The sequence below is a fragment of the Nonomuraea sp. IBHARD001 genome, from assembly GCF_056106265.1.
On sequence record NZ_JBWBBW010000002.1, the window covers coordinates 6,274,076 to 6,291,622 of the forward strand.

A 17,547-nucleotide genomic window follows, 5' to 3' on the forward strand; every position below is an offset into this window, starting at 1 on the left:
TGCTCCCTCACCGGGACGTCCGGCTCAGCCGGAAAGACTGCGCGATCTTGTCGAACTCGGCCGCCCGTTTGCCGAAGCACTCGGCCGAGCAGCGGATGAGCAGCACCGAGACCCTGGCGCCCGCCCGGTCGAGGTAGGCGGTGTGGTCGAAGGTCTGGACCTGGCCGCCGATCTGGTAGTTGTAGCGGACCCTGATCCCCCTGGCCCCCTCCCCCGGGTCCAGGACCTGGTCGGAGAGCAGCTCGAAGCCGCGCAGCTTGGGCAGCGCCCCGGAGGCGACCATCTGGGCCTCGTAGGCCTTCCTCGTCTCCTGGGTGACCGGCAGGATGAAGTCGCGCATGGCGTTGAGCGAGACCATGTCGCGCTGGGTCTCGGTGAGCAGGTGCACGGTGGAGTAGACGAACGGGTCGGCCGAGCCGAGCAGATGGCCGACTCCCGGTTCGGCCGACTGGTCGAAGGCCGTCGACCAGACGAGCCGCTTGCGCAGCTCCGCGGTGGCCGACCCCGGGCGCTCCCCGCTGATCATGCGGTCGATGGGGGTGGAGTCGATCTTCGCGAAGGAGACGGGCACCTTGAAGTAGGTGCTCCCGTCCTTGTCGAGCACATAGGTGAACTCCGCCGAGCCGCATCCCGCGACGTTCACCGTGAGGAGTGCCGCGATCGTCAGCGCGGCGCGTTGGGTCCAAGCCCGTCTGTTCACCAGGGCTTACCTCCGCATTACGGGTTCAACGAGTTAGTTGTGCCCGTTTTGGATGCAAACTCCCACTTGTCGCCCTGGATTTCTTGACCAAATCTTGGCCGCCCATTGCTCTACTTGTGACATGTGAGCAGGTCGTCACGATGGGCTGTAGGTGGCGAAGTACCCCGTGCGCGGCTTGACCGGCAGCCTGAGGGTGACCGAGCCCGCATCCCTGAACCTGAACGTCGCCGCCACCTCGGTGACGCCCTGGGCCAGCCCGGTCACCGCGCCGATCGGCCGTCCGGCCCCGACGGCCTGACCTGCGGGGATCTCCAGCGGCGTGCTCAGCCGCACCGCGCCGTCGGCGCCGCTCAGCTCCTCGAGCCGGTCGGCCTGCCCATTGCCGTTGACGAGCACGGCATGCAGCGCGCCCCCGTCCAGCACGAACCCGTTGAGCACGTGCATGCCGTGCAGCACGGCGTTGGCGCCCTCGTTGCGCGGCACGGAGGCACCGGGCGAGACGCCCTGGGCGCATCCGGTGATCAGCGACGCGGCGGCGAGGAGAACGAGGACGGGCCCGACCACGTGTGCGCGCATGCTCACACGTTCACCCCGCTCCCCTCGCCCGTCAACCCTCACGCCGCGCCGACGCCAGGCGAAGATCAACGGGACAGCCCTATCCCCGCCAGGCAAAGAGGCGAAGGATGGAAGGTTCAGACCGCCTCCCCCCTTACGGCGGCCGACACGGAGTGACCCATGACAGAGCCTGTCGACGACACGATGGAGCTGATGAAGCGGGTGAACGGCTGGGACCACGTCGGTGATGGCCCCGGCGACTTCTTCCGCACGACGTCCGAGCGCCTGTTCGCCGAGGTCTGGTCCAGGCCCGGCCTGAGCACGCGCGACCGCCGCCTGCTGCTCGTCGGCCTGCTGATCGGCCAGAACCTCGACGAGCAGGTCGCCCTGCAGCTCGACACCGCGCTGCGCACCGGCGATCTCACGCCTTCGGAGCTGCGGGAGATCGCCGTCTTCCTGACCCACTACGCCGGATGGCCCAAGGGGGCGAAACTGAACACGCAGGTCGAGGAGCTGATCGCGCGCGTGATGGGCGATCCGTAGCACTAGTCTGCTGGGCATGCCCACCGCACTGATCACAGGCGCGACCGCCGGCATCGGCGCCGCGTTCGCCCGCCGCCTGGCCGCCGACGGCTTCTCCCTCGTCCTCGTCTCGCGCGACGCCGCCCGCCTGGGCGAGAGCGCACGCTCCATCAAGCTCAGGTACGGCGTCGCCGTCGAGGTGCTGCCCGCCGATCTGACCAGCGAGGAGGGCCTGGACACGGTGGCGGCCAGGCTGGGCGACGGCGTCGACCTGCTGGTGAACAATGCCGGGTTCGGCCATCCCGGAGCCTTCCTCCGGGTGCCGGTGGCCGACGAGTTGCGCATGCTGAAGCTGCACTGCGAGGCGGTGCTGCGGCTGACCCTGGCCGCGCTGCCCGGCATGCGTGAGCGCGGTCTCGGCGGCGTGATCAATGTGGCGTCGGTGGCCGCGTTCTTCACCCGGGGCACCTACAGCGCCTCCAAGGCCTGGGTGGTGAACTTCAGCGAGTCGGTCGCCGCCGAGGTGCGCGAGCCGAAGGTGCACGTGATGGCGCTGTGCCCCGGCTTCGTGCGCACGGAGTTCCACGAGCGCGCCGACATGGACGTCTCCGGCATACCCGGCTTCCTGTGGCTCGACGCCGACGACGTGGCCAGGGCCGCGATGCGCGATCTGGCGCTGGGCAAGCGGGTCAGTGTGCCGAGCGCGCGCTACAAGGCGATCGTCGCCGCGGGCCGCTGGGTGCCTCGCGGTCTGGCGGGCTCAATTTCGCAGCGTTTGGGGAGAGACTAGACATAAGGCGGAGTATTTCCCTTACCATCCCGGGATGGACCTGGAAGTCCGGCATCTTCGAGTCATCCATGCGATCGCACAGAACGGCAGTATCTCCAAGGCCGCCTCGTCCCTGGGCCTGTCCCAGCCGACACTGGCCGGTCAGCTGCAGCGGATCGAGAGAGCGCTGGGCGGGAAGCTGTTCGACAGAGCGCACGAAGGATGTCATCCCACCGCACTCGGCGGATGGATTCTAGAACGGTCCAGCGCGGTGCTCGGCGCCTTCGACACCCTGCAGCGCGAGGTCAAGGGCCGTACCGAAACCGGCCAGAGCCGCCTGCTCGTCCGCGTCGGCTGCGGCGGCACCGCACTCGACGGCCATGTCAGCAACAGCCTGTACGACCTGATCCCCGAGGCCGAGGTCGCGATCAGGTCGGAGGAGTCGGTCGACACGCTGTACACGCTGCTCGGCGGCGGCCGGCTCGAACTGGCCGTGCTCGGCGACTACCCCGGCTACGAGCTGCCCGCGCTGCCCGGGGTCGAACTGGCGGCGCCCGCCATCGAGCCGATCTTCGTCGGCGTGTCGGCCGACCACCCGCTGGCCAGACGGGCCGAGATCGACCTGGCCCATCTGTCGAACGAGGAGTGGGCGCTGCCGCCGCAGGCCGAATCCGGTCACCACGGCCATTTCTGGACCGCGTGCAGGAAGCGCGGCTTCGCTCCCAAACTCACCTTCCAGGTCGCGGCCGGGCTGGCCGAGGACCTCATCAGGGCGGGCCGGTGCGTGGCGCTGTTCCGCGCCACCGCCAGGGAGCGGCCGGGCGTGGCGCTGCGACCGCTGGTCGGCTCGCCGCTGCTGTTTCGTCATGTGCTCGGCTGGTCGCAGAACGGACCGGTGGCCGCGATGGGCGAGAAGCTGGTCGCCGCGGCCATGGCGGGCTACTGGCGGGAGGCGCGAACCTCGCCGTTGTACTCCTCGTGGCTGGATCGTAACCGGCATCTGCTCGACAAGCGCGCATGGAGTGACCGGGCCTGACATCTGCGTGGCCGGCTCCATAGTCGAAACCTATGGACATGTCTTGGGTTTGCAGGACCTGTCAGGGATGTCAACTTGTGTCCAGCCCTGGCCGGCCATGGGCTCCTCGTATCACTGATCACCCCTCTGCTCCCGAGGGGTGCGCCTGTGAGGAGTCAACCAGAGTGAGATCCATCCTGAAGTCGGCGACGTGCGGAACACTCGCCGTCACCCTCGCGGCGATGGCGTTAGCCAGCCCCGCGCACGCCGCCGAGCGTGTCAACGGCACGGTCGAACCCGTGCCGGTCGCGGTCAGCCACAAGAACAGCGCCGCACTCGCCCCGCCCTCCCCCGCCGCCCGCGGCCTGGCCGCCGTCAACGCCGTCAAGGCGCTCGACGACCGCTCGGCCGCGCTCCACACCGCCGCCGACGACGACTTCGCCCATGCGGGCACCATCGACGGCGCAGGCGGCCTGCAGTACCTGCGATACGAACGCAAGCACCGGGGGCTGCCGGTATACGGCGGTGACGTCATCGTCGTCGCCGACCAGAGCGGCAGCCGCGTCCAAGGCCTGAGCTCGGGCCAGCAGACGACGATCGACGTCGAGACCAAGGCCCGGGTGAGCGCGGCCACCGCCACCGCCACCGCACGCCGCCAGCTGCGCGTCGTCGAGACCACCGGCACGCCGACCCTGCTCGTGCACGCCGCCACCGCCGAGCCGCGCCTGGCCTGGGCCGTACCCCTGACCGGCAGGACGGGCAGCACCCCCAGCGTGCTGCGCGTCTATGTCGACGCCCGGACCGGAGCCGTCATCGACAAGGTCGACGACGTCCGCGCGGGCACCGGCACCGGCTTCTTCAACGGCCCGGTGACCTTCAACACCTCCGGTTCCGGCAGCTCCTACTCGATGACCGACACGACGCGTTCGGGTCTTCGCTGTGGTGGGCAGGGCGGCACCGCCTACACCGGCACCGACGACGCATGGGGCAACGGCTCGGGTACCAACCTGGAGACCGCCTGCGTCGACGCGATGTACGCCGCGCAGAAGGAATGGGACATGCTCAGCCAGTGGCTGGGCCGCAACGGCTTCAACGGCAACGGCGGGGCCTTCCCCGCACGGGTCGGTCTCGCCGACGTCAACGCCTACTGGAACGGCAGCTACACCAACTTCGGCCACAACCAGGCCAACACCAAGCAGGCCACGCCGATGGACGTGGTGGCCCACGAGTACGGCCACGCGATCTTCCAGTTCTCCGGAAGCGGCGGCGCCGGCTCGGGCAACGAGGCCGGCGGCCTCAACGAGTCGACCGGTGACATCTTCGGCGCGCTGACCGAGCACTACGTCAACGCGCCCTCCCAGTACGACGAGCCCGACTACCTCGTGGGCGAGGAGGTCGACCTGGTCGGCCAGGGCCCGATCCGCAACATGTACAACCCGGGCGCGCTCGGCGACCCGAACTGCTACTCCTCGCAGATCCCCAACACCGAGGTGCACGCGGCCGCAGGCCCGCAGAACCACTGGTTCTACCTGCTCGCCGAGGGCACCAACCCGCCCGGCAAGCCGTCGAGCGGCGTCTGCGGCGGCCCGAGCAGCCTGACCGGCATCGGCATCCAGGCGGCCGGCAAGATCTTCATGGGCGGTCTCAACCTCAAGACGATCCCCTGGACCCACGCCAAGGCCCGCGCGGCGACCCTCCAGGCGGCCAGGACGCTCTTCCCCAACAGCTGCGTGGAGTTCAACGCGGTCAAGGCCGCCTGGACCGCGGTCTCCGTCGCCGCCGGAGCCAACGAGACCTGCACCGGGCCGAGCAACGACTTCGCGATCTCGCTGAACCCGACATCGGGCAGCGTGCAGCCGGGCGGCTCGGTCACCACCACGCTGACCAGCACGGTCACCGTGGGCAGCGCCCAGCAGCTCACGCTCACCTCGACCGGCGCGCCATCGGGCGCCTCCGTCACCTTCAACCCGTCCACGATCACCGCGGGCCAGACCTCGACGGTGACCATCGCCACCTCGGCGAGCACGCCGCAGGCCACCTCCACCGTCAATGTGACCGCGACCGCGACGTCCGGCGCCAAGTCGGCCCCGTTCTCGCTGACGGTCGGCACGCCCTCGACCGGCGTCCCGGACATCCCCGTGGCCAATGTGAGCGCCCACCTCAGCCAGTTGCAGACGATCGCCTCCAACAACGGCGGCAACCGGGCATCGGCCACCTCCGGCTACACCGCCTCGCTCAACTACATCAAGAGCAAGCTGGACGCGGCCGGATACACCACCGTCGTGCAGAACTTCAGCTACAACGGCCAGACCCACAGCAACCTCATCGCCGACTGGCCGGGCGGACCGGCCAACCAGACCGTGATGCTCGGCAGCCACCTCGACTCCGTCAGCGCGGGGCCCGGCATCAACGACAACGGCTCCGGCTCGGCCGCCCTGCTGGAGACCGCGCTCACCCTCGCCCAGCGCAATCCGACGCTCACCAAGCACGTGCGCTTCGGCTGGTGGGGCGCGGAGGAGCTCGGCCTGCGCGGCTCGCAGCACTACGTGACCACCTCGGGCGTCAGCGGCATCCAGGCGTACCTGAACTTCGACATGATCGCCTCGCCCAACCCCGGGTACTTCGTCTACGACGACGACACCCAGCTGCAGGCGCTGTTCAACGGCTACTACAGCGGCATCGGCGTGCCGACCGAGATCGAGACCGAGGGCGACGGCCGTAGCGACCACGCCCCGTTCAAGAACGCCGGGGTACGCGTCGGCGGTGTGTTCACCGGCGCCTCCAACGCCAAGACGACCGCACAGGCCACCAAGTGGGGAGGTACGGCGGGCACCGCGTTCGACCGCTGCTACCACTCCGCCTGCGACAGCTACCCGGGCAACATCAACACGACCGCGCTCGACCGCAACTCCGACGCCATCGCGCACGTGCTGTGGAACCTCGCGGTGAGCACCGGCCCGCCGCCGACCGACGACTTCTCGATGTCGGTCAACCCGGCCTCGGGCACCGTCACGGCGGGCGGCAGTGTGAGCGCGACCGTGAACACGACCGTGGTCAGCGGGTCGGCGCAGAGCATCACGCTCTCGGCGGCCAATGTGCCCGCCGGAACCACCGTGACGTTCAGCCCGCCGACCATCACGGCCGGGCAGAGCTCCACGGCGACCATCCAGACGAGCACGAGCACGCCGAGCGCCACGACGGCCATCAGGCTGGACGGCACGGGCACCGCGGTGACCCGCAACACGACGTACTCCCTCACCGTCGGCACGACCGGCGGCGGGCGCTCCTTCACCAACGACACGCCGTTCGACATCGTCTCCGGCTACCAGGACTACACGGAGATCCCGGTCGCCCTGACCGGCTCGCCGAACGCCACCTTCACCGTCAAGGCCGATATCGACCACACCTGCGCCCAGGACCTGCGCCTGACCCTTCGCCAGCCGAACGGCACGGCGCGGGTGCTCAAGTACGAGTCCTACACCGCGTGCACGCCGTACAACGGTGAGGTCAGCTTCACCGTGAGCAACCCGCAGCGCTACGGCAACGGCACGTGGCGGCTGACGGTCGGCGACTACTACTACGGAGACGAGGGCACGCTCAACTCCTGGACGATCACCTTCTGACCGCCCCTACGCACGCCCGTGGGCCCGGACCGCACAGGTCCGGGCCCACGGCCACCTCTCACGGGCGCAGGGCGGCGAGCTGCTGCGCGAACGGGACGACCTCGGCGTACGGGTCGACCGCCTCGGGCGCGGCGGCGGCCCGGCCGCTCAGCAGACCGGCCAGCTCGCCCGCCGCGCGGTCGATGCGGGCGGCCAGGCCCTCGTGCGTCTCGCCGCCCGCCGAACCCCAGTCTTCGGAGGCCGCGTAGACCGAGGTGGGCACGACGAGCGCGCGCAGGTAGACGAACATCGGGCGCAGGGCGTGCTCCAGGGCCAGCGAGTGGCGCGCGGTGCCGCCGGTGGCCGCGATGAGGACCGGCTTGCCGGTGAGCGCGGTGTTGTCGATCACGTCGAAGAACGACTTGAACAGGCCGCTGTAGGACCCGGTGAAGATCGGCGTGACCGCGATCAGGGCGTCGGCCCCGGTCACGGCCTCGACGGCCGCGCGCAGGGCGGGGCCGGGGAAGCCGGTGACCAGGTTGTTGGCGATGTCGACGGCCAGGTCGCGCAGCTCGATCACTTCCACCTCGGCCCCGGCCCGTCCCGCGTCGGCCGCCCGCGAGCGTGTGGCCTCGGCGAGACGGTCGGCGAGCAGCCGGGTGGAGGAGGGACGGCTCAGCCCTGCGGAGACGGCCACGATCTTGAGTGGACGCATGGGAACGCTGCTCCTTCGGCGGGAGAAGGGAGGGGGGAGGAAACGGTCAGGAGGCGGGGCTGGACTGCAGGTCGGCCTCGGTCAGGCGCCTGGCCACCAGCGCCTCGTGCGTGGGGCCGTCCGGCACCTCGGCGCCGCGCCCGGCCGCGAACTCCTTGCGCAGCACCGGCACGACCTCCTCGCCGAGCAGGTCGAGCTGCTCCAGCACGGTCTTCAGCGGCAGGCCCGCGTGGTCCATGAGGAACAGCTGGCGCTGGTAGTCGCCGAACGACTCACGGAAGGTGAGCGTCTTGTCGATGACCTCCTGCGGGCTGCCGACGGTCAGCGGCGTGTCGGCGGTGAACTCCTCAAGGGAGGGGCCGTGCCCGTATACCGGGGCGTTGTCGAAGTAGGGCCGGAACTCGCGGACGGCGTCCTGGGAGTTCTTGCGCATGAACACCTGACCGCCGAGCCCGACGATCGCCTGCTCGGGCGTGCCGTGCCCGTAGTGGGCGTACCTCTCGCGGTAGAGGCTGATCAGGCGGATGAAGTGCTCCTTCGGCCAGAAGATGTTGTTGGCGAAGAAGCCGTCACCGTAGTACGCGGCCTGCTCGGCGATCTCCGGGCTGCGGATGGAGCCGTGCCACACGAAGGGCGGCACGCCGTCCAGCGGCCTCGGTGTCGAGGTGAAGCCCTGCAGAGGAGTACGGAAGCGGCCTTCCCAGTCGACGACGTCCTTGCGCCACAGCTCGTGCAGCAGCGCGTAGTTCTCGACGGCGAGTGGGATGCCCTGCCTGATGTCCTGGCCGAACCAGGGGTAGACCGGTCCGGTGTTGCCCCGGCCCATCATCAGGTCCACCCGGCCGTCGGCGAGGTGCTGCAGCATCGCGAAGTCCTCGGCGATCTTGACCGGGTCGTTCGTGGTGATGAGCGTGGTCGACGTGGAGAGGATGAGCCGCTCGGTGCGGGCGGCGATGTAGCCGAGCATGGTGGTCGGCGAGGACGGCACGAACGGCGGGTTGTGGTGCTCGCCGGTCGCGAAGACGTCGAGGCCGACCTCTTCGGCCTTGAGCGCGATGGCCACCATCGCCTTGATGCGCTCGTTCTCGGTGGGGGCGCGTCCGGTCGTGGGGTCCGGTGTGACGTCGCCTACGGTGAAGATCCCGAACTGCATTGTGCTCACCATCATCCTTGTCGTGAAACATTCAATCGTCACAAACATGGACTACCGGCGATGCATTCCCGAAGATCATCGTAACAACGAGGAAGGGCCTCCGCCGCGGGAGGGGGTCGCGGCAGAGGCCCTTCCGGCCAGGGACTCGCGTCAGCGGCCGACGTTGGCCGGGTGGCCGATCGCCAGGCCCGACACGCTGTCGAAGAAGTGCAGGTTGTGGGTGTCGAGCACGAGCTCGATGTGCTGGCCGGGACGCACGTGGCTGCGGGCGTTGACACGCGCGGTCCACAGCGACTTGTCGCCCACCAGCGGGAGTGCGGCCTCCTCGTCGTCACCGGTGTCGGCGGCGGCGACGGTGTCCTTGTGCTCGACCGGCGGGGCGTCGATGAGGAACAGCACGTTGATCTCGGAGCCGAGCTCCTCGGTGACCTCGGCCTTGACCGGGATCGTGGCCCAGCCGTTGGCGTGCTGGCCGGCCGCGTTGGAGTCCTCGAAGTCCGACGGGCGGATACCCATGATCAGCTTCTTGCCGATGTACTGGTCGAGGCCCGGCTTGTCGGCGAAGGTGGACTCCGGGATGGGCAGGCGGATGCCACCGAACACCGCGGCCACGCCGTTCGCGTCGCGGATCACCTCGGCGGTGACGAAGTTCATCGAGGGCGAGCCCATGAACCCGGCGACGAACAGGTTGACCGGCTTGTCGAACAGGTTCTGCGGGGTGTCGACCTGCTGCAGCAGACCGTCGCGCAGGACGCAGACGCGGTCGCCGAGCGTCATGGCCTCGACCTGGTCGTGGGTCACGTAGACCGTGGTGACGCCGAGACGCTCGTGCATCTGGTTGAGCGAGGCGCGCATGGAGACGCGGAGCTTGGCGTCGAGGTTGGACAGCGGCTCGTCCATGAGGAAGGCCTGCGGCTCACGCACGATGGCGCGGCCCATGGCGACACGCTGGCGCTGACCACCGGAAAGGGCGGCGGGCTTGCGCTTGAGGTAGGTCTCCAGGCCGAGCATCTTGGCGGCCTCGTTGACCCGCTTGCTGATCTCCGCCTTGGGCATCTTGCGGAGCTTCAGACCGAAGGCGAGGTTCTCCTCGACGGTCATGTGCGGGTACAACGCGTAGTTCTGGAAGACCATGGCGATGTCGCGGTCCTTGGGCGGCAGGTGGTTGACCACCTTGTCGCCGATCGCGATCTCGCCGCCGCTGATGTCCTCAAGACCCGCGATCATGCGCAGCGCGGTCGACTTGCCACAGCCGGAAGGACCGACCAGGACCATGAACTCGCCGTCCTTGATCTCAAGGTTCAGCCCGTTCACGGCCTTCACGCCACCGGCGTAGATCTTGTCGACGTTGGTCAGAACGATAGATGCCATGACTGCCCTTCGCGCTTCCGGGTGCGGACCCGGACCTTATCGTGGGGGTCACCACTCAGCGTGGATACGTTTTCATTGCATCTCACCCGAAACGGACATCCATGTCAAGGGTTCACGCATGACCAGCCGTTGTTATCACTTTGCGCTCGCCCTCGGATGGAAAGAATGATGGAATCGTTTCCATCCTAGTTTCCTGTGAGGTTGTGATGGTCAGGCGGGCAACGATCAAAGACGTCGCCGAGGCGGCGGGCGTCGGCGTGGCGACCGTCTCGCGCGTGTTCTCGGGCGGGTCGGCCAGCGACGAGACGCGCGAGCGGGTGCTGGCGGTCGCCGCCCAGCTCGACTACCGCCCGAGCGCGCTCGGCCGCAACCTGCGCCAGCAGCGCACCGGCGGCATGGGCCTGCTCGTGCCCGACCTGACCGACACCTTCTACGGGCGTCTGGCCGAAGGCGTGCTGGCCTGCGCGCGGGCCGCGGGCGAGCCGGTCGTCGTGGGCTCGACCGGCGACGACCCCGAGCAGGAGTCGGAGCTGATCGGCATGCTCATCGAGCAGAGCGTCGAACGCGTCATCGCGGTGCCGACCGGCGACGCCGCCACCTGGCGACCGGCCGTGCGGGCCGGGATGACCGTCGTCTTCGCCGACCGGCTGCCCTCGGCCGAAGGTCGGGAGGAGGACGAGGCGCAGGGCCTGGGCGAGCTGGAGTCGCTCGACGGGGTGCGGCGGCGGGAGCCGTCCTCCGCCCTGCTCGACGTGCCCGCCGTACTGGCCGACGACAGGGCCGGGGTGCGCACGGCGGTGGAGTACCTCAAGGGGCTGGGGCATCGGCGGGTCGCCTTCCTCGGCGGGCCCGGGCAGGAGCGCAGGCCGGCCGCCTTCCGCGAGGCGATGGGCGCGGCGCTCGACGACGAGCTGGTGGTCATGGCCAGGGGCAGTCGCGACTCCGCCTACGCGGCTGCGTCCGGGCTGCTGCAGAGTCGCACCGATGTGAGCGCGGTGCTGGCCGGGGGCAATGTGCTCGGCGAGGCCGTCGTGCTGGCCGCGCGCGAGCTCGGCGTGCGGGTGCCGGGTGAGGTGTCGCTGGTGATGTTCGACGACGTGCCGTGGGCCGAGCTGTGCTCGCCGCCGCTCACCGTGATCGCCTCGCCCGGTCAGGACATCGGCTACCGCGCGGCCGAGCTCGTCCTGCGGGCGGGCACGCGCAGGCCGCGCAGTGTGCTGCTGCCGACCGAGCTGATCGTGCGCGCCAGCTGCGGCCCGCTCAGGCGGGGCGGCGCGACTGCGTCACCCTGAACCTGCCCGCCACGAACGCGTCGTCGGTCAGCGAGGCGTTGCCCGCCGGGTTCAGCCCGCTGACGTGGTAGTCGCTGTAGGCGGCCGAGAAGTTCAGCGGCATCGGCCCGGTGAGGTTGGAGGTCAGCGCGGCCCCCGCGTAGGCGAAGGCGTCCTCGGCCCTGGTCACGAAGTCCTCGTCGCCCGAGTAGCAGAACGCGGTGATCGCCCCGTGCTCGGCGGCGTCGGACGCCGCGATCCGCAGCCCCTCCTCCCGGTCCTCGACCGGCACCACGAACGCGATCGGCCCGAACCGCTCCTGCCCGTACAGCGCCCGGTCCCCGGTCGCGACCAGCAGCGGCCCGCTGGTGCGCGCGTCCGGGAAGAGCGGATGCGCGTACGGCTCCGCGTCCAGCACGACCGTGCCTCCCGCGCCACGCATCCGGTCGACGAGGCCGAGCGTGGCCTGCGACTGCACGGCGGCCAGCACGGACGCGGCCCTGCGCGGCACGGTCGAGATCTGACGCACTGCATCGGCCAGTCCGTCGGCGAAGTCGCCCAGCAGCCTCCTGGGCACGAACAGGTTCTGGGGACTCGTACACATCTGCGAGGAGAACAGGCAGATCGACCCGGCCAGCGCCCGCAGCACCTGATCGTCGAAGTCGTCGACGACGACCGCGTTCAGGCCGGACGTCTCGGTGTAGGCCACGGCGGGAAAGGCGTTGGCCTCCACCCACGAGCCGAAGGCCGCACTGCCGGTGAAGTCGACGATACGGCAGTCCGGATGGGCGATGAGCTCCTTGGCGATCGGCTGCTCTGCGCTGTCGGCGGCCAGCGTGACCAGGCCGGGGTCGTGGCCCGCCGAGGCCAGCACCTCGCGGCAGATCGCCACCGCGAGGGCCATCGGCAGCACGGCGGTGGGATGCGGCTTGACGACGACCGGGTTGCCGGTGGCGAGATTGGCCAGGATCGCCGGGTAGGCGTTCCACGCGGGGAAGCTCGCACAGGTGATCACCACGGCCACGCCGCGCGGCACGATCCGGTAGCGCTTGGCCAGCGCCACCTCCCGCTCGCCGAACGTCCTGCTCCACCGCGCCCGCGGCGGCACCCGCCGCATGGCCTCCCAGGCGGCGGCCACGGCCTCAAGGCCCCGGTCGAGGGCGTTGGTGCCGCTTCCGGCGAAGCTCATCGCCTCGCTCTGGCCTGCCGTGTGCATGGTCGCGGGCACGAACTCGTAGGCGCGTTCGTAGATCCGGTCGCAGATCTCCAGGCACAGCCGTACCCGCTCCTGCGGGTCCTCGGCCCGCCATCGCGGCCAGGCCCCGGCCGCCTGCGCGTAGAGCTGCCCGGCGCTCGCGTGCGGGTAGGCGACGGCGAGCGGCTCCCCCGTGTACGGCGAGACCTCGCCTTCGGCCGTTCGCGGCGCGCCCGGGTGTCCCGGCAGGTCGAACGGTGTGCCGAGCCTGGCCTGGTGGGCGCGGCGGCCTTGCTCGCGTGCCGCTTCGCCGCCCGGGTGCCGGTCGGCGAAGGCACTCCAGCTCTCCCGCGTACGGCGGGCCTCGACGGCCCTGGCCAGGCGGTCGTCGGCTGTCATGCGCGCCTCCAGGTGAGCGTGTGGGCACGGCCGGACTCGGTGGCCGACAGCACCAGCGTGTCGCCGCCGAGCGCCGCGTCCCTGACCTGGAGCGAGCCGGTGAAGTCCGGGTTCAGCGCGAGCTCGACCTCGTGCCTGACCTGCCCGCCCACGACCGTGTAGCGCCCCGAGTAGGCGAAGAACGACCCGAACGCCGCCGCCAACTCCTCCTGCCCCGCCTTACGCGGATTGGCCGAGGACAGTCTCGGCCTGCCGCTCCGCCCGATCGTCGCACTCATGTGCCCGTCGGCCGTGTAACACAGCAGCCCGGCGGCGTCACGCCCGTACGGATGGGTCACCCCGCCGTCCGGATAGCCGATCTCCCACGAGACGAGACGCCAAGCACCGATCAGATCCATGGAGGCGAAACTACGATAAGAAAAGTCAGAGGGTCAACCCCGCCAGCAGCAGCCCGACCACCACGCAGATCGTGACGACGACCGTGGAGAAGGCCACCACGTCGCTCAGGTCACGGCGCGCGACGTCCCGCGCCCGGCCGGTCGGCCGCGTGCTCAGCCCGGCCGAACTCCTTGGGCGCCGTTCTGGCCGCCTGCTCCTTGATCAGGTGCGTGAGGTTCTCGATCCGGCCCAGCACGCGGACGAGGCTCTGCTCGGGCTCCGGCAGCTCGGCCGCCTGGTCGCCCCACACCAGTCGGCGCGCGCCCGCCGGGGCCTGGTCGGCGAAGGTCAGGCGCATGCGATGCCGTACGCGGCTGCTGCTCCAGGTCGACATGGCCAGGCGTGCCCGCGACCCGTAGGGCAGCAGCGCCGCCACCGCGTCGAGGAAGCGCAGCCGGGCCCGCAGCGACTCCTCGGCCGCGCCCACGACACACACGCACTCGTCGTTGAGCAGGAGCGCGGCGGCCCGTCTCGCGGTGCCGCCGACCTGCGCGGCGAGCTGCCCGGGGTTCGGCTCGGGCACCTGGACGACGATCGCGCCCGACCCGTCGGCGGCGGACACCCCGCCGAACGCGTCGAAGATCGCCTCGTACGACACCGCCCCCTCGGCGAGCTCGGCGAACGAGATCGCGAAGTAGCGTGTCCTGAGGAGCCTGCGACCGGCTCCGTCGGTCTCGTGCACGGCCATGCCCAGGCACACACCGGCGGCGTCCTCACCCGTCCAGCTGAAACTCACCTGGGGAAGCGCCTCGGGCGTGCCCGGCGAGAACCGCTCAGGATCGCGGCCAGCATGCCCGGGTCGAACCGGTGGCCGCCGTGGCCGAGTATCTCGTTGCCGTCGCCGTCGTGGCGGCGGCCCCACAGGGCCCAGTCGGCGCGGATCGCTCTCACGGCGCCGGCGTCCGTCCCTCGCCCGCGAGGCGCAGGGCGACGCGGGCGCGCATGGCGTCGGTCAGGTACGGCAGGACCTGCTCGCGCCAGCCCGCGGGGCAGCAGGTGAGCAGGGCCGCGACCTCCTCGGCGGCCAGGTGGCGAAGCGCGTCACCGGCCTTGCCCGGTGTCATGCGGACGAGGATCGCACTGGAGTCCGGGCGTGTGGCGAGCATCTCCTTGATCACCCTGGAGGCGTGCCTGCCGCTCATGTGGTCGAGGATGCGGCCCGCCTGCTGCTCCTCCATGTGCAGGACGGCATCGGCCGCCCTGCCCGGCAGGCGAACCTGCTCCAGCAGCCGCCCGGCGCGGTGCGGGAGGATCACCTTCAGGATCCTGGCCGCCTCCACCGGGCGTGTGCAGAGCTCCTCGACGGCGGGCCCGGCCAGCGGCGATCTCGACCCGGCGAGCAGGGTGGCCGCCTCCTGTGCGGGCAGGGCCAGCAGGGCCGCCGCCGCACGCCCGGCGTCCGCGCCCGCCAGGGCATCGAGCGCGTGCCGTACCGAGCCGGGGCTCACCGGCCGGTCCGGGGCCGGCGGCGGGCGGTGAGGCGTGGGCCGGTGCTGCGGCCGGGTGGCCGGGGGGCGGCTGCGTCTGAGGGCGGCCAGGAGTTCGGGGCCGCGCATGCGTGAGGCCGGGTTCTTGTCCAGCAGCCGGTCCACGATCTCGGTCAGGAACGAGGGGCGGGCGGAGCGGTTGGGCGGCTGGTCGCTGATGGCCCTCCTGGTCTCGTCCTGGCTGTGCCGGGCGAAGGGCGGGTTGCCGTCGAGCGCCGTGTACAGCGTCGCGCCGACCGACCACAGGTCGGAGGCCTTGTTCGCGGGTTCGCCCCGCAGCCGCTCGGGCGGCATGAAGTCGAGCGTGCCGATGATCGCGCCCACGGTGGTCAGGCCGCTGCGGCCGTCGATCGCGGCGATGCCGAAATCCACCAGGACGACGCCGCCGGCCGAGGTGAGGATGATGTTGTCCGGCTTGATGTCGCGGTGCAGCACGCCCTGCCGGTGCGCGGCCGTCAGCGCGTCCGCGACCGAGATGCCCACCGAGGCCACCGCCGCGTCGCTCATCCGGCCCGTTCTGATCGATTCGCCGAGCGTCTTTCCCCGGACGTAGGCCATGACGATGCAGGGGCCCTCGGTCATTTCGAGCACGTCGTGAATCCTGACGATTCCCGGATGGTCGAGCCTGGCCAGCGCCTCGGCCTCGCGGTGCGCCCTGGCGACGAATTCGGCCCGGCTGCCCGGTGAGACCCAGGCGAGCTGGGTGAGTTTCAGGGCCACACGGCGATGGAGCGTGCTGTCGCGGGCCAGCCATACCTGTCCCATTCCACCGCCGCCCAGGTAGGACTCGACCACATAGCGGCCGGCGACGACGTCACCAATCATCGCCGGAGGCGGAGTAGTCGTTCTGGGCATGGGCCATCCGCGCCGCGCGATTGTCGCGCAGTTCCCTGAGATTGCGGTCCTCCCAGCTCCCCGTCTCCCCGCCGACGACCGTGGGGGCGTCCGTGCCGCCGCCGTGCGTGCTCGCCCCCGCGTCCGGCATGACGAACTCGGGTGTCGTGTGCGGTTGCTGCGTCGCCCACGACCTGGTCCGCAGGGGTGCGGGCGCCGGTCGGGAGCGTTCGCCCCTGCGGATGTCGTCCAGGGCGTCGGCGATCTCCTTGCGGACGGTCGCGTCGAGAATTCTTTCGTAGCTGCCGGGGCGCTGCATCAGTTTCACCGTCACCGGGAGGCACTCGATCAGCAGGAAGAACAGGAACAGCAGAATTCTGGCCGCATTGAGGCTCGCATTGTCCTTGGAAACCTCGCCGAGCGCCTGGAGCCTGAGCAGCAGGCCGTCCGACGCCGTGTTCTCGGCGCCGAACTTCACCCGCAGATCGTCGCGCTGGGCGTACAGCGTGGTCAGCTCTCGCTGGACATTCGCGAGGTCCATGTTCGCCTGGGCGAGCCGGGCGGATTTTCCGGCCTCGTCGGTCGAGGCGAGTTCGGCTCTTCGCGCGTCGATTTCCCGGTCGACGGCCTGGACGCGTGCCAATGCCTTGTCATGGCTGGACTTCGCCTGCTGGGCGAGCGGGCCGTCGCCTTTCTTCAGGCAGTCGCCGCCGCCGTAGAGCTGGCATTGCCATTCCGCATAGTATTTCTGCTGCTCGTCGTCCGCCTTTTTCCGGGCCGCGGCCAGCTCCCGCATCCGGGGGTCGCTCGCCGGGTCGAGTGCGACCTCGCCGCCCGAGCTGACCACCTTCTGCAGATCGGCCGACGACCTCTCCAGCTCCGTGATGCGCCGTCCGAGCCCGCCGCCCTGCTGGGCGAGCAGGAAGGCGTCGCCACGCTGGCGCTGCATCTCGACCAGCTTGGCGTCGATCTCCGGCTTGAAGATCTGCAGGACGAGCGGGGTGGAGATCACCGCACCGAGCATCAGGGCGAGCAGCACACGCGGGAGTGCGAGTGCGAACCTGCGCCCGCCGTCCGACGGCAGGGTGGTGACCAGCCACCGGTCCAGGCTCAGCACCGCCAGCCCCCAGGCGATCCCGAGCGGCACGGCCAACACCGGAGACACCTTAAGCGCAGAAATCAAGGCAAATATCAGAGAAAAGACCGCAATGCCCGATGTGGTGAGAATTGCTCCACCGAGTCCCTGAAAGCGCGCTCGGTCACCCCGACTCTGATCCAGCACGTCCTGCCGCGCGCCGGACAAAATGATCAACCATCTCCCGGGCATGCCCACTCCCGCGTGCCGTCGAACGAGTTGGCCGCCACGCTAACCCATGCATATCCCCCTAGACCATGGTGAGCCCGTAAGAAACAGGGGTTTCCGCCAAATGCAGGGATTGTCGCACTTCGTGTACTCCAGTAGTCTGCCCAACCAGATGACGCCGTTCGAACCCCAACCTGCCGGCATAAAAACCAACAAAG

Annotated in this window: 16 protein-coding genes; 5 read left to right on the forward strand and 11 right to left on the reverse strand. The window is 70.0% G+C overall.

Going from position 1 to position 17,547, the window contains the following annotated elements; genetic code table 11:
• Positions 1–7: 7 nt before the first annotated feature.
• Both ACTWNK_RS30530 and ACTWNK_RS30535 read right to left on the reverse strand, forming a co-directional pair.
• Positions 8–700: a hypothetical protein gene (locus tag ACTWNK_RS30530; RefSeq protein WP_474308144.1), complete on the reverse strand. Its 693-nt coding sequence runs from the start codon at positions 698–700 to the stop codon at positions 8–10.
• A gap of 135 nt (positions 701–835) precedes the next feature.
• On the reverse strand, positions 836–1,276 hold the full coding sequence (locus ACTWNK_RS30535; protein ID WP_474308146.1) for a hypothetical protein: 441 nt from the start codon (positions 1,274–1,276) through the stop codon (positions 836–838).
• Positions 1,277–1,435: 159 nt separating this feature from the next.
• Here ACTWNK_RS30535 and ACTWNK_RS30540 point away from each other — a divergent pair, with 159 nt between their 5' ends.
• The 4 genes from ACTWNK_RS30540 (at position 1,436) to ACTWNK_RS30555 (ending at position 7,184) form a co-directional block, all read left to right on the forward strand.
• Positions 1,436–1,798, forward strand: coding sequence for a carboxymuconolactone decarboxylase family protein (locus ACTWNK_RS30540; protein WP_474308148.1), 363 nt, complete (start codon positions 1,436–1,438; stop codon positions 1,796–1,798).
• A 16-nt stretch (positions 1,799–1,814) separates the two neighbouring features.
• Entirely contained in the window at positions 1,815–2,567 is a 753-nt protein-coding gene (locus ACTWNK_RS30545; RefSeq protein WP_474308150.1) for an SDR family NAD(P)-dependent oxidoreductase, read from the forward strand.
• Positions 2,568–2,601: 34 nt separating this feature from the next.
• The gene (locus tag ACTWNK_RS30550) at positions 2,602–3,582 is read left to right on the forward strand and encodes a LysR family transcriptional regulator (RefSeq protein WP_474308152.1); all 981 of its coding nucleotides are present in this window, start codon (positions 2,602–2,604) and stop codon (positions 3,580–3,582) included.
• A 164-nt stretch (positions 3,583–3,746) separates the two neighbouring features.
• Positions 3,747–7,184 carry a M28 family peptidase gene (locus ACTWNK_RS30555; protein WP_474308155.1) on the forward strand — a complete coding sequence of 1,146 codons (3,438 nt, stop codon included), beginning with the start codon at positions 3,747–3,749 and terminating at the stop codon, positions 7,182–7,184.
• A 58-nt stretch (positions 7,185–7,242) separates the two neighbouring features.
• Here the strand turns inward: ACTWNK_RS30555 and ACTWNK_RS30560 are convergent, their stop codons facing one another.
• The 3 genes from ACTWNK_RS30560 to ACTWNK_RS30570 all read right to left on the reverse strand — a co-directional run bounded on the left by ACTWNK_RS30560 (position 7,243) and on the right by ACTWNK_RS30570 (position 10,402).
• Positions 7,243–7,878, reverse strand: a complete 636-nt coding sequence (locus ACTWNK_RS30560) for an FMN reductase (protein WP_474308157.1) — start codon at positions 7,876–7,878, stop codon at positions 7,243–7,245.
• Between the two features lie 46 nt (positions 7,879–7,924).
• A complete protein-coding gene (locus ACTWNK_RS30565) occupies positions 7,925–9,031 on the reverse strand; it encodes an LLM class flavin-dependent oxidoreductase (protein WP_474308159.1) in 1,107 nt (368 codons plus the stop codon).
• A gap of 150 nt (positions 9,032–9,181) precedes the next feature.
• Positions 9,182–10,402, reverse strand: coding sequence for an ABC transporter ATP-binding protein (locus tag ACTWNK_RS30570; RefSeq protein ID WP_474308161.1), 1,221 nt, complete (start codon positions 10,400–10,402; stop codon positions 9,182–9,184).
• A gap of 206 nt (positions 10,403–10,608) precedes the next feature.
• Here ACTWNK_RS30570 and ACTWNK_RS30575 point away from each other — a divergent pair, with 206 nt between their 5' ends.
• Complete coding sequence (locus ACTWNK_RS30575) at positions 10,609–11,694, forward strand: LacI family DNA-binding transcriptional regulator (protein WP_474308163.1); 1,086 nt, start codon at positions 10,609–10,611, stop codon at positions 11,692–11,694.
• On the opposite strand, the gene ACTWNK_RS30580 is transcribed toward ACTWNK_RS30575, so the two are convergent.
• The 6 genes from ACTWNK_RS30580 to ACTWNK_RS30605 form a co-directional block, all read right to left on the reverse strand.
• Positions 11,663–13,267: an aldehyde dehydrogenase family protein gene (locus ACTWNK_RS30580; RefSeq protein WP_474308165.1), complete on the reverse strand. Its 1,605-nt coding sequence runs from the start codon at positions 13,265–13,267 to the stop codon at positions 11,663–11,665. The two genes, ACTWNK_RS30575 and ACTWNK_RS30580, sit on opposite strands and share 32 nt — an antisense overlap.
• A complete protein-coding gene (locus ACTWNK_RS30585) occupies positions 13,264–13,665 on the reverse strand; it encodes a lipocalin-like domain-containing protein (RefSeq protein WP_474308168.1) in 402 nt (133 codons plus the stop codon). The genes ACTWNK_RS30580 and ACTWNK_RS30585 overlap by 4 nt, the downstream gene beginning before the upstream one ends.
• Positions 13,666–13,775: 110 nt before the next feature.
• A complete protein-coding gene (locus tag ACTWNK_RS30590) occupies positions 13,776–14,441 on the reverse strand; it encodes a hypothetical protein (protein WP_474308170.1) in 666 nt (221 codons plus the stop codon).
• Positions 14,438–14,596, reverse strand: coding sequence for a hypothetical protein (locus ACTWNK_RS30595; protein ID WP_474308172.1), 159 nt, complete (start codon positions 14,594–14,596; stop codon positions 14,438–14,440). Before ACTWNK_RS30595 ends, ACTWNK_RS30590 begins: the two co-directional genes overlap by 4 nt.
• Positions 14,593–16,017, reverse strand: coding sequence for a protein kinase domain-containing protein (locus ACTWNK_RS30600; protein WP_474308174.1), 1,425 nt, complete (start codon positions 16,015–16,017; stop codon positions 14,593–14,595). Before ACTWNK_RS30600 ends, ACTWNK_RS30595 begins: the two co-directional genes overlap by 4 nt.
• A complete protein-coding gene (locus ACTWNK_RS30605) occupies positions 16,007–17,353 on the reverse strand; it encodes a DUF4407 domain-containing protein (protein ID WP_474311022.1) in 1,347 nt (448 codons plus the stop codon). The genes ACTWNK_RS30600 and ACTWNK_RS30605 overlap by 11 nt, the downstream gene beginning before the upstream one ends.
• Positions 17,354–17,547 lie beyond the last annotated feature (194 nt).

Coding starts and splice junctions, on each gene's coding strand:
- ACTWNK_RS30535 (WP_474308146.1), bottom strand. CDS start 1,276: ATGCGCGCACACGTGGTCGGGCCCGTCCTCGTTCTCCTCGCCGCCGCG.
- ACTWNK_RS30540 (WP_474308148.1), top strand. CDS start 1,436: ATGACAGAGCCTGTCGACGACACGATGGAGCTGATGAAGCGGGTGAAC.
- ACTWNK_RS30545 (WP_474308150.1), top strand. CDS start 1,815: ATGCCCACCGCACTGATCACAGGCGCGACCGCCGGCATCGGCGCCGCG.
- ACTWNK_RS30550 (WP_474308152.1), top strand. CDS start 2,602: ATGGACCTGGAAGTCCGGCATCTTCGAGTCATCCATGCGATCGCACAG.
- ACTWNK_RS30560 (WP_474308157.1), bottom strand. CDS start 7,878: ATGCGTCCACTCAAGATCGTGGCCGTCTCCGCAGGGCTGAGCCGTCCC.
- ACTWNK_RS30565 (WP_474308159.1), bottom strand. CDS start 9,031: ATGCAGTTCGGGATCTTCACCGTAGGCGACGTCACACCGGACCCCACG.
- ACTWNK_RS30570 (WP_474308161.1), bottom strand. CDS start 10,402: ATGGCATCTATCGTTCTGACCAACGTCGACAAGATCTACGCCGGTGGC.
- ACTWNK_RS30575 (WP_474308163.1), top strand. CDS start 10,609: ATGGTCAGGCGGGCAACGATCAAAGACGTCGCCGAGGCGGCGGGCGTC.
- ACTWNK_RS30580 (WP_474308165.1), bottom strand. CDS start 13,267: ATGACAGCCGACGACCGCCTGGCCAGGGCCGTCGAGGCCCGCCGTACG.
- ACTWNK_RS30585 (WP_474308168.1), bottom strand. CDS start 13,665: ATGGATCTGATCGGTGCTTGGCGTCTCGTCTCGTGGGAGATCGGCTAT.
- ACTWNK_RS30600 (WP_474308174.1), bottom strand. CDS start 16,017: ATGATTGGTGACGTCGTCGCCGGCCGCTATGTGGTCGAGTCCTACCTG.
- ACTWNK_RS30605 (WP_474311022.1), bottom strand. CDS start 17,353: ATGCCCGGGAGATGGTTGATCATTTTGTCCGGCGCGCGGCAGGACGTG.